The sequence below is a fragment of the Frankia sp. BMG5.23 genome (assembly GCF_000685765.2).
Lineage (GTDB): Bacteria > Actinomycetota > Actinomycetes > Frankiales > Frankiaceae > Frankia > Frankia casuarinae.
Map to the genome: position 1 here is coordinate 1 of NZ_JDWE01000091.1, position 8988 is coordinate 8988.

The 8988-nt window shown below is 70.6% G+C and carries 9 protein-coding genes; all 9 read left to right on the forward strand.

Annotation, left to right across the window (positions count from 1 at the left end; genetic code table 11):
* A partial coding sequence (locus tag BMG523DRAFT_RS20970; RefSeq protein ID WP_043592122.1) for an alpha/beta fold hydrolase occupies positions 1-971 on the forward strand: 971 nt, incomplete at its 5' end.
* A gap of 70 nt (positions 972-1041) precedes the next feature.
* Positions 1042-2142, forward strand: a complete 1101-nt coding sequence (gene dpgA / locus BMG523DRAFT_RS20975; protein ID WP_011436870.1) for a 3,5-dihydroxyphenylacetyl-CoA synthase DpgA — start codon at positions 1042-1044, stop codon at positions 2140-2142.
* Entirely contained in the window at positions 2136-2777 is a 642-nt protein-coding gene (dpgB, locus tag BMG523DRAFT_RS20980; RefSeq protein ID WP_011436869.1) for an enoyl-CoA-hydratase DpgB, read from the forward strand. Before dpgA ends, dpgB begins: the two co-directional genes overlap by 7 nt.
* Positions 2774-4072, forward strand: a complete 1299-nt coding sequence (gene dpgC / locus BMG523DRAFT_RS20985) for a (3,5-dihydroxyphenyl)acetyl-CoA 1,2-dioxygenase DpgC (RefSeq protein ID WP_011436868.1) — start codon at positions 2774-2776, stop codon at positions 4070-4072. Before dpgB ends, dpgC begins: the two co-directional genes overlap by 4 nt.
* Positions 4069-4866 (forward strand): enoyl-CoA-hydratase DpgD, encoded by a 798-nt coding sequence (gene dpgD, locus BMG523DRAFT_RS20990; protein WP_011436867.1) that lies wholly within the window; start codon positions 4069-4071, stop codon positions 4864-4866. The genes dpgC and dpgD overlap by 4 nt, the downstream gene beginning before the upstream one ends.
* Before the next feature lie 136 nt (positions 4867-5002).
* Complete coding sequence (gene hppD / locus BMG523DRAFT_RS20995) at positions 5003-6070, forward strand: 4-hydroxyphenylpyruvate dioxygenase (RefSeq protein WP_011436866.1); 1068 nt, start codon at positions 5003-5005, stop codon at positions 6068-6070.
* Positions 6071-6094: 24 nt separating this feature from the next.
* On the forward strand, positions 6095-6973 hold the full coding sequence (locus BMG523DRAFT_RS21000; protein WP_011436865.1) for a prephenate dehydrogenase: 879 nt from the start codon (positions 6095-6097) through the stop codon (positions 6971-6973).
* Complete coding sequence (locus BMG523DRAFT_RS21005) at positions 6973-8298, forward strand: PLP-dependent aminotransferase family protein (RefSeq protein ID WP_011436864.1); 1326 nt, start codon at positions 6973-6975, stop codon at positions 8296-8298. Before BMG523DRAFT_RS21000 ends, BMG523DRAFT_RS21005 begins: the two co-directional genes overlap by 1 nt.
* A gap of 291 nt (positions 8299-8589) precedes the next feature.
* Positions 8590-8814 (forward strand): MbtH family protein, encoded by a 225-nt coding sequence (locus BMG523DRAFT_RS21010; protein WP_035734592.1) that lies wholly within the window; start codon positions 8590-8592, stop codon positions 8812-8814.
* Positions 8815-8988 lie beyond the last annotated feature (174 nt).

Here is an 8988-nt window from a genome sequence, read left to right on the forward strand (position 1 = left end):
TCGCCGAGGTCCTGGACCTGGCGCGGGTCGGGGCCGACGACGGCTTCTTCGACCTCGGCGGCGACTCGCTGCTGGCCATGCGGCTGATCGCTCGCATCCGGGAGGTGCTGGGCACCGAGTTGAACGTCCGCACGCTGTTCGCCGAGCCCACCCCGGCCGGTGTCGCGGCATCCCTGGAGACCCGCGGCGAGGACGACGACTTCGACGTCCTGCTGCCGATCCGCACCGAGGGGACCCGGCCCGCGCTGTTCTGCGTCCACCCGGTGGAGGGCATCAGTTGGCGCTACACGGGCCTGGCCGACCACCTGCCCGCTGACCTGCCCATCTACGGCCTCCAGGCACGAGGCCTGGCCCGGACCGAGCCGTTGCCGCGGACCGTGGCGGACATGGCGGCCGACTACTTCGAACGGATCCGATCCGTCCAGCCCACCGGCCCCTACCACCTGCTCGGCTGGTCGCTGGGCGGGGTGGTCGCCCATGCCCTCGCCACCCACATCCAGGCACGGGGCGAGCAGGTCGGCCTCCTGGCGATTCTCGACGGCTATCCCGCCTCCACCGCCGTACGGAGCCGGCCGGAGGACGGCCGGGAGGTCATGCCGAAGGTCCGCGGGAAGATGGACCAGCGGCTGGACCGGATGATCGAGCAGGTCGTCGGCCGTGGGGACGTCGGCCGCGGGGACGTCGACGGCGAGCGGCTGCGCAGGATCCGCTCGGTGCTCGACAACACCATGAGGCTGGGCGCGGAGTTCACTCCGGATGTCCTGCACGGCGACCTGCTGCTGTTCGTCGCGCTGCTTGACCGGTTGCCCTCCCAGCCCGCAGCCGAGGCGCCCACCCTGTGGCGGCCCTACGTCGACGGGCGGATCGACGGTCACGAAATCTCAGGAGCCCACCAGGAGCTCATGCAGGCAGAACATCTCGCGGAGATCGCACGGGTGATCACCGAGAAGCTGGCACGACACGAGAGGTGAGAAAGGTGCCGACGACAAGCATTCGACCGCTCCTCCGTAGCAAGCCGCGCATGTGGGGATGGACCTTCCGATGACCATCAGCCTCGACCGGCCGGAGCCCCCGGCCGCAGCGCTCCCGCACGTCCGGCCGATCGCCAGGATCGCGGGTGTCGGGACCGCCGTGACCGCCACGTCGTACACCCAGCGGGAGCTGCTCGACATCCTGGGCGTGACGGATCCCAGGGTCCGCTCGGTCTTCCTCAACAGCGCGATCGATCGGCGCCACCTCACCTTGCCCCCGGCCGACGCTGCCGGCCGCCGGGTCTGCGAGCCGCAGGGCGACCTGCTGGACAAGCACAAGCGGCTCGCAGTCGGCATGGGGATCGAGGCCCTCACCGCCTGTCTGAAGGACGCCGGCGCCGAGCTGGCCGACTTGGGCCATCTGTGCTGCGTGACCTCGACCGGATTCCTCGTCCCGGGGCTCAGCGCACTGATCATCCGCGAGCTGGGCATCGACCGGCACTGCAGCCGCAGCGACATCGTCGGCATGGGCTGCAACGCGGGCCTGAACGCGCTCAACGTGGTGGCCGGCTGGTCGGCGGCGCACCCGGGAGAGCTCTCCGTCGTGCTGTGCGTCGAGGCGTGCTCGGCGGCGTACGCGCTGGACTCCACGATGCGCACGGCCGTGGTCAACAGCTTGTTCGGCGACGGTGCCGCCGCGGTGGCCATGGTCGCCGGCACGCCAGGTCCGGGGGCGCGCATTCTGAAGTTCGCGAGCTGCGTCATCACCGACGCGATCGACGCCATGCGCTACGACTGGGACCGCGACCAGGGACGGTTCAGCTTCTTCCTCGACCCGCAGATCCCCTACGTGGTGGGCGCGCACGCCGAGCTGGTCGCCGACCGGCTGCTGGCGGGCACCGGCCTGCGGCGCAGCGACATCGCCTACTGGCTGGTGCACTCGGGCGGGAAGAAAGTCATCGACGCGGTCGTGGTCAATCTCGGGCTCACCCGCCACGACGTCCGGCACACCACCGGAGTCCTGCGTGACTACGGGAACGTGTCCAGCGGCTCCTTCCTGTTCTCCTATGAGCGGCTGTGCCAGGAGGGCGTTACCCGTCCCGGTGACCACGGGGTGCTGATGGCCATGGGGCCCGGCTCCACCATCGAGATGGCGTTGGTCCAATGGTGAGGGCGAAGGAGATCGTGCTGAGGATCGACGGCGCCCAGCCGTTGTCGGCCGAGTCGGTCCGCCGGGTCGCCGAGGTCTGCGACCGGGTGGAGGACTCCGGCGGGACCGCAGCCCTGGTCGCCCACGTGTCGGGCGCCCCGCGCGGCGGGGTGCCCGAGGACCTGACCGTCGGTCTCGTGACCAAGTGGGAGCGGGCACTGCGCCGGCTGGAGCGGCAGTCCGCGACGACGGTCGCCATCGCCTCGGGGGACTGCGGCGGGACGGCACTCGACGTACTCCTGGCCACCGACGTGCGCCTGGCCACCCCCGGCACTCGGCTGCTCGTCATGACCGACGGCGGGGCCACCTGGCCCGGGATGGCCCTCTACCGGCTCGTCCAGCAGGTAGGGACCGCCGCGGCTCGCCGGGCAGTGATGTTCGGCGCGCCGATCGACGCCGTCGAGGCGCTGCGGCTCGGGCTGCTCGACGAACTGTCCGACGATCCGGAGGGCGTGCCGGTGGAAGCCTTCCCCGGGCGGGAGCTGGCGATCAGACGGCAGCTGATGTTCGATGCGAGCACCACGAGCTTCGAGGAAGCGCTCGGTGCCCACCTGGCCGCCTACGACCGTGCGCTGCGCCGCGGGGCGGCATCATGACGGCCGGGGTCGCCGCCCCGCAGCGGGCGGAGAAGGCTCTGGCCGAGGCGGCCGAGCGCGCCGAGGAACGGCTCGCCGCGTTGCCCGAGCCCGCGGTGCGCTCACCCGAGCAGCGGGCCGAGGCCGCCGCCGTGGTGGACGGGATCCGCCTGCTGCGGGTCCGGTTCATGGACGCGCATGCCGACCAGGTGTACGACCGGCTCACGGCTGGCCGCACCATCAGGCTGCGGCTCGGTGAGCTGGTCGAGGCCGCCGCGACCGCGGTCCCCGGCCTGGTGCCCACCACCGGGCAACTCGCCGTGGAACGCGAGCGGCCGCAGAGAAACAAGGAAGGGCGCGAGATCGACCAGGGCATCTTCCTGCGGGCGGTGCTGCGCTCGCCGCTGTCCGGTCCGCACCTGCTCGACTCGATGCTGCACCCGACCCCGCGCGCGCTGGCGCTGCTGCCCGAGTTCCGCCGCACCGGTTCGCTGCGGCTGGAGACGGTACGCCTGGACCGGCGCGACGGGGTGGCCCACCTCACCATGTGCCGCGACGACTGCCTGAACGCCGAGGACGAGCAGCAGGTCGAGGACATGGAGACCGTCGTCGACCTGGCCCTGCTCGACCCGGCCGTCCGGGTGGGGCTGCTGCGCGGCGGGGAGATGAGCCATCCGCGCTACCGGGGCCGGCGGGTGTTCAGCGTGGGCATCAACCTCAAGCGCCTGCACGCCGGGGAGATCTCGCTGGTCGGGTTCCTGCTGCGTCGCGAGCTCGGCTACATCAGCAAGATCGTTAGAGGTCTGGTCGCCGGAGAGGGGGCGACCTGGCGCGGTGGCGTGATCGAGAAGCCGTGGGTGGCCGCCGTGGACACCTTTGCCATCGGCGGCGGGGCCCAGCTCCTGCTGGTGTTCGATCATGTCCTGGCCGCGGCCGACTCCTACTTCAGCCTTCCGGCCACGCGGGAGGGCATCATTCCCGGGGTCTCGGCGCTGCGGCTCAGCCGGTGCGCCGGGCCACGGCTGGCCCGCCAGGTCATCCTGGGCGGCCGCCGCATCTGGGCGACCGAGCCCGCGGCCCGGTGCGTGCTCGACGAGGTCGTCGAGCCGCACGAGCTGGACGCCGCCGTCGACCGGAGCGTGGCCCGGCTCGACGGGCCGGCGGTGGTCGCCAACCGGCGGATGCTGAACCTCGCCGAGGAACCTGTGGCGGAGTTCCGCCGCTTCGTGGCCGAGTTCGTGCTGCAGCAGGCGCTGCGGCTTCATGATCAGGATGTCATCGACAAGGTCGGCCGATTCGCCGGGAGCCTCGCATGAACGAGCCGCGGGTGCGCTATGCGAAGAAGGGCCACGTGGCCAGCATCATGATCGACCGGCCTGAGGTGTTCAACGCGCTGGACCAGCGGACTCACCAGGAGCTCGCCGCGATCTGGAACGACGTGGAGGCCGACGATGAGGTGTGGGTGGCGGTGCTGACCGGCGCGGGCGACCGGGCCTTCTCGGTCGGCCAGGACCTCAAGGAGCGGGCAGAGCTCACCGAGCGAGGCACGCCCGCCACCTCCCTCGGTAGCCGGGGTCAGCCCGGCTGGCCCCGGCTTACCGAGCGCTTCACCCTGTCCAAGCCGGTGATCGCGCGGGTCAACGGGTACGCGCTGGGTGGCGGGTTCGAGCTGGCCCTGGCCTGCGACCTCATCGTCGCCGCCGAGCACGCGGTCTTCGGGCTGCCGGAGGCGCGGCTCGGCCTGATCCCCGGGGCCGGCGGCGCGTTCCGGCTGGCCCGGCAGCTTCCGCTGAAGACCGCGATGGGGTATCTGCTCACCGGTCGCCGGATGACCGCCGCGACGGCACTGCGGTTCGGCCTGGTCAACGACGTGGTTTCCTACCCGGAGCTGGACGGCTGCGTCGCCGAGTGGACCGACGACATCATCAGAAGCGCCCCCCTCTCGGTTCGCGCCATCAAGGAAGTGGTGCTCAGATCTCTCGACATGCCGCTGCCGGAGGCATTCTCCGCCCGATACCACTGGGAAGAGCGGCGCCGGCACAGCCTGGACTCCGCGGAAGGGGTCCGAGCGTTCGTCGAGAAACGCGACCCAGAATGGGCTGGCCGCTGAGCCCGCGCCGTCCGCCGCCCACCGCTGGTGCGTCGTCCAGGAGAAAAGAATCCGTAATCGGGGGTGGGCGTCATTCCGGTTAACCAGCGGGCTGGGGTGGAAAGCGCGTCGAGGCGCAACGAACGGAGGGGCAAGAATGGACATTCATTCGATCGACCACATTGAGCTGTTCGTCGAGGACGCCGCGCAGGCTGCGGCCGAACTGTGCGATTCCTTCGGTTTCACCGTCACCGGCCGAGGCGGGCCGCGCACCGGGCTCAAGGGCTGCGAGTCGGTGCTGCTGCGGCAGTGCGACATCACTGTCGTCGTCACCGCCGCGACCAGCTCCGACCACCGCGCCGCCGAGTTCGTCCGTCGGCACGGCGACGGAGTGGCGGTCATCGGCTTCGCCGTCGACCAGGCGCAGGCCGCGTTCGCCGAGGCGGTGAATCGTGGAGCGGTGCCGGTCACGCCGCCCGAGACCCTGGGAACGCCGGGCGGCCGCGTGACCTTCGCGTCGGTGGCCGGGTTCGGCGACGTGGAGCACCGCTTCACCTCCCGGGAGGCGGTCGAGGGGCCCTTCTCGCCCGGCCTCATCGAGGAGACCGTCCCAGACCGCTCCAACGAAGGCCTGCTCAGGGCCATCGACCACGTCGCGGTCTGCCTGCCCGCCGGCGAACTGCACCCGACCGTACGCGCCTATCGGGACGTGTTCGGCTTCACCCGGACCTTCGAGGAGCGCATCGTGGTCGGCTCTCAGGCCATGGACTCCCAGGTGGTGCGCAGCCCGTCCGGCAAGGTCACCTTCACCATCATCGAACCGGACACCACCCGCGCCCCCGGCCAGATCGACGAGTTCGTCCGCTCGCACGGCGGGGCGGGAATCCAGCACATCGCGTTCCGCACCGACGACATCACGGCGGCGGTCCGGGACAGCGCGAAGCGCGGGGTGCGGTTCCTCACCACCCCGGCGAGCTACTACGAGGCGCTGCCGGCGCGGCTCGGCCCGGTCGGCGTCCCGGTGGAGACGCTGCGTGAGCTCAATATCCTGGCCGATCGCGACCACGGCGGCGTCATGCTGCAGATCTTCACCGCGTCCCGGCACCCCAGGCGGACCTTTTTCCACGAGCTGATCGACCGCCGCGGCGCCCACACGTTCGGCAGCAACAACATCAAGGCCCTGTACGAGGCCGTCGAACGCCAACGGGCCGCCGAGAGCGCCTGACCTCGGCCTTGGGGGAGTGAGCAGGTGGGAGCTGATCTCGTGCCCCGGCGCCTCATCGTCATCGGCGCCGGATTAATCGGCACCTCGATCGCCCTGGCCGTACGCGACCACGGCGCCGACGTGCTGCTGACCGACCGCGATCCGGCGGCGGCGCGGCTCGCCGCGGGCCTCGGCGCCGGGGTGGTGCTACCCGGTGGACCCGCCGCCTACCGGGGCGCTCCCGCCGACCTCGCGGTGCTGGCCGTACCGCCCGCCGCCGTGCCTGCCGCCCTGCGGGACGCGCAGAAGCACCAGGTGGCCCACGTGTACACCGACGTGGCCAGCGTCAAGCAGGCGCCGATCGCCGAGGCTGCCAAGCTGGGCTGCGACCTCACGGCCTTCGTCGGAGGCCACCCCCTGGGCGGCAGGGAATGGTCAGGGCCGCTGGCCGCCCGGGCCGGCCTGTTCCGCGGCCGGTCCTGGGTACTGTGCCCCACCGGCGAGTCCGGCGCGGCCGCCGCCGCCACGGTGACCGCGCTGGTGCGGGCCTGCGGCGCGCGGCCGGTCCTGATGGATCCCGCCGAGCACGACCGGGCGATGGCGGTGATCTCGCACGCCCCGCACGTGGTGGCCTCGGCGATGGCGGCCCGCTTCGTGGACACCCCGGAGACAATCATGAGGCTGACCGGGCAGGGTGCGCGCGACGTCACCCGGATCGCGGCGGGCGACCCTCGGCTGTGGCTCGGCATCATGTCGGCCAACGCCCATCCGATCGCCGACGTGCTCGACGAGGTGGCGCGGGATCTGGCACGTACGGCCTCGGCGCTGCGGTCCGAGGGGAACACCGCCGTCACCGATCTGCTGGTCCGCGGCCGGGTCGGGCACGGTCGCATCCCCGATCCACAGAAAGTGGAGGACAGCTGATGGAGACAACCCATTACCCGCGCAAGGAAGACCTGCGCAAGGAAGACCTGCACTCCAGCGTCGCCGATCCCGTCATGGACACGATGAACTTTCTCAACGAGGTCACCGTGCGTTTCCCCACGGCGATCTCGTTCGCTCCTGGACGGCCCTATGACGGCTTCTTCGACATCGAGCAGATCTTCACGCAGGTGCGGCGTTATCTCGATCACCTGGCCGAGCGGGGCGACTCGCCAGCTCAGATCCGCGACGCCCTGTTCCAGTACGGCCCGTCCGCCGGACAGATCCGGAAGCTGATCGCCGAATCACTCCGGGTGGACGAGGGCATCGACGTGCCGCCGGAGTCCATCGTGGTCACGGTCGGCTGCCAGGAGGCGATGTTCCTGGCGCTGCGGGCGCTCATGCGGGACCCGGGCGACGTGCTGGTCGTCTCCAGCCCGTGCTACGTGGGGATCACCGGCGCGGCCCGGCTGTTGGACATCGAGGTGACCCCGGTCGAGGAACGGGCGGACGGGCTGCACTGCGCCGATCTGGCGGCCGCGGTCGCGGCCGAGCGGGCGCGCGGGCGCCGGGTCAGGGCCGTCTACGTGGTCCCCGACCACTCCAACCCCTCCGGGGTGACCATGCCGCTGCCGGCCCGGCGGGCGCTGCTCGACCTGGCCGTACGCCTTGACCTGCTGATCCTTGAGGACAGCCCGTACCGGCTGGTCAGCCCGGGCCCGCAGGTGCCGACGCTGAAGTCGCTCGATCCGGCGCGCCGGGTGATCCACCTCGGCTCCTACTCCAAGACGGTCTTCCCGGGGGCCCGCGTCGGATTCGCGGTCGCCGACCAGGTGGTGCGGGACGCCTCCGGAGGGACCGGGCTGCTGGCCGACGACCTCGCCAAGATCAAGAGCATGGTCACGGTGAACACCTCGCCGCTCAGCCAGGCCGCCATCGCCGGGGCCCTGCTCGCCGCCGACGGCCGGATCTCCGAGCTGAACGGCGAGACCTCGGCCTACTACGGCGACACCATGCGCGCCATGCTGCAGTGCCTGGACAAGCACCTGCCGGCCGAGCGGCGGGCCGAGCGCGGGGTGAGCTGGAACTCACCCCGCGGCGGATTCTTCCTGACCATGCGGGTGCCGTTCCGTGCCGACAATGCCGCGCTGACCCGTTCGGCGCAGGACTTCGGGGTTATCTGGACGCCGATGTCCTACTTCTATCCGAAGGGCGGCGGCGACCACAGCATCCGGCTGTCCACCAGCTACCTGACCCGCTTCGACATCGAGGAGGGCATCGCGCGGCTGGTCGGCTTCGTGGAGTCGCAGGCCAACCCGCCGCGCTGAGTCGGTTACCGCACTGAGTCGGTTACCGCACCGAGCCGGTTACCGGGGTGAGCCGGTTACCGGGGGCCATGGGTCGGCTGGCCGGGTGAAGCCTATGAACGGGGCGTGCACGATGACGAGGCGTGTCGTTCGGTCATCGAATCTGAGTGGACATTTTCAGGGCCGGATGTCCAACTGCTGAATCGGACATCTGGCCGGGTACCGCCTTGCTCTGCCCGTCACGGGTCGGTTACCTTACAGTGGGATGAGTCGTTATCCCCAAATGGTCGCCGACGGAGAGAGGTAATGGTCATGACCAATCCCTTCGAGGACGAGTCCGCCAGCTATTTCGTGCTCGTCAACGACGAAGGCCAGTATTCGCTCTGGCCGGTCTTCGCCGAGGTTCCAGGAGGCTGGTCCATCGTCCACGGTGAGGACTCCAGAAAGGCGTGCCTGGACTTCATCGAGGAGAACTGGACGGACATGCGGCCCAAGAGCCTCATCGCGGAGATGGCGGAGTACGAGACCGCCGACTGACGGCAGGTCTCGCCGCACCACTCGATACCGGACGGATGAGGCGGGGACGTCGATGCCTGGTACTGCGGACCTGACACTACCGGAGATGTTTCAGGCGCAGGTGGTCGCGCGGCCTGATGCGGTGGCGGTGGTCTGTGAGGATGTGCGGTTGACCTATGCGGAGTTGGATGCCGC

Excerpts from the sequence above, each read along its gene's own strand:
- dpgB (WP_011436869.1), top strand. The coding sequence starts at position 2,136 with ATGGTGAGGGCGAAGGAGATCGTGCTGAGGATCGACGGCGCCCAGCCG.
- hppD (WP_011436866.1), top strand. The coding sequence starts at position 5,003 with ATGGACATTCATTCGATCGACCACATTGAGCTGTTCGTCGAGGACGCC.
- dpgC (WP_011436868.1), top strand. The coding sequence starts at position 2,774 with ATGACGGCCGGGGTCGCCGCCCCGCAGCGGGCGGAGAAGGCTCTGGCC.
- dpgA (WP_011436870.1), top strand. The coding sequence starts at position 1,042 with ATGACCATCAGCCTCGACCGGCCGGAGCCCCCGGCCGCAGCGCTCCCG.
- dpgD (WP_011436867.1), top strand. The coding sequence starts at position 4,069 with ATGAACGAGCCGCGGGTGCGCTATGCGAAGAAGGGCCACGTGGCCAGC.
- BMG523DRAFT_RS21005 (WP_011436864.1), top strand. The coding sequence starts at position 6,973 with ATGGAGACAACCCATTACCCGCGCAAGGAAGACCTGCGCAAGGAAGAC.
- BMG523DRAFT_RS21010 (WP_035734592.1), top strand. The coding sequence starts at position 8,590 with ATGACCAATCCCTTCGAGGACGAGTCCGCCAGCTATTTCGTGCTCGTC.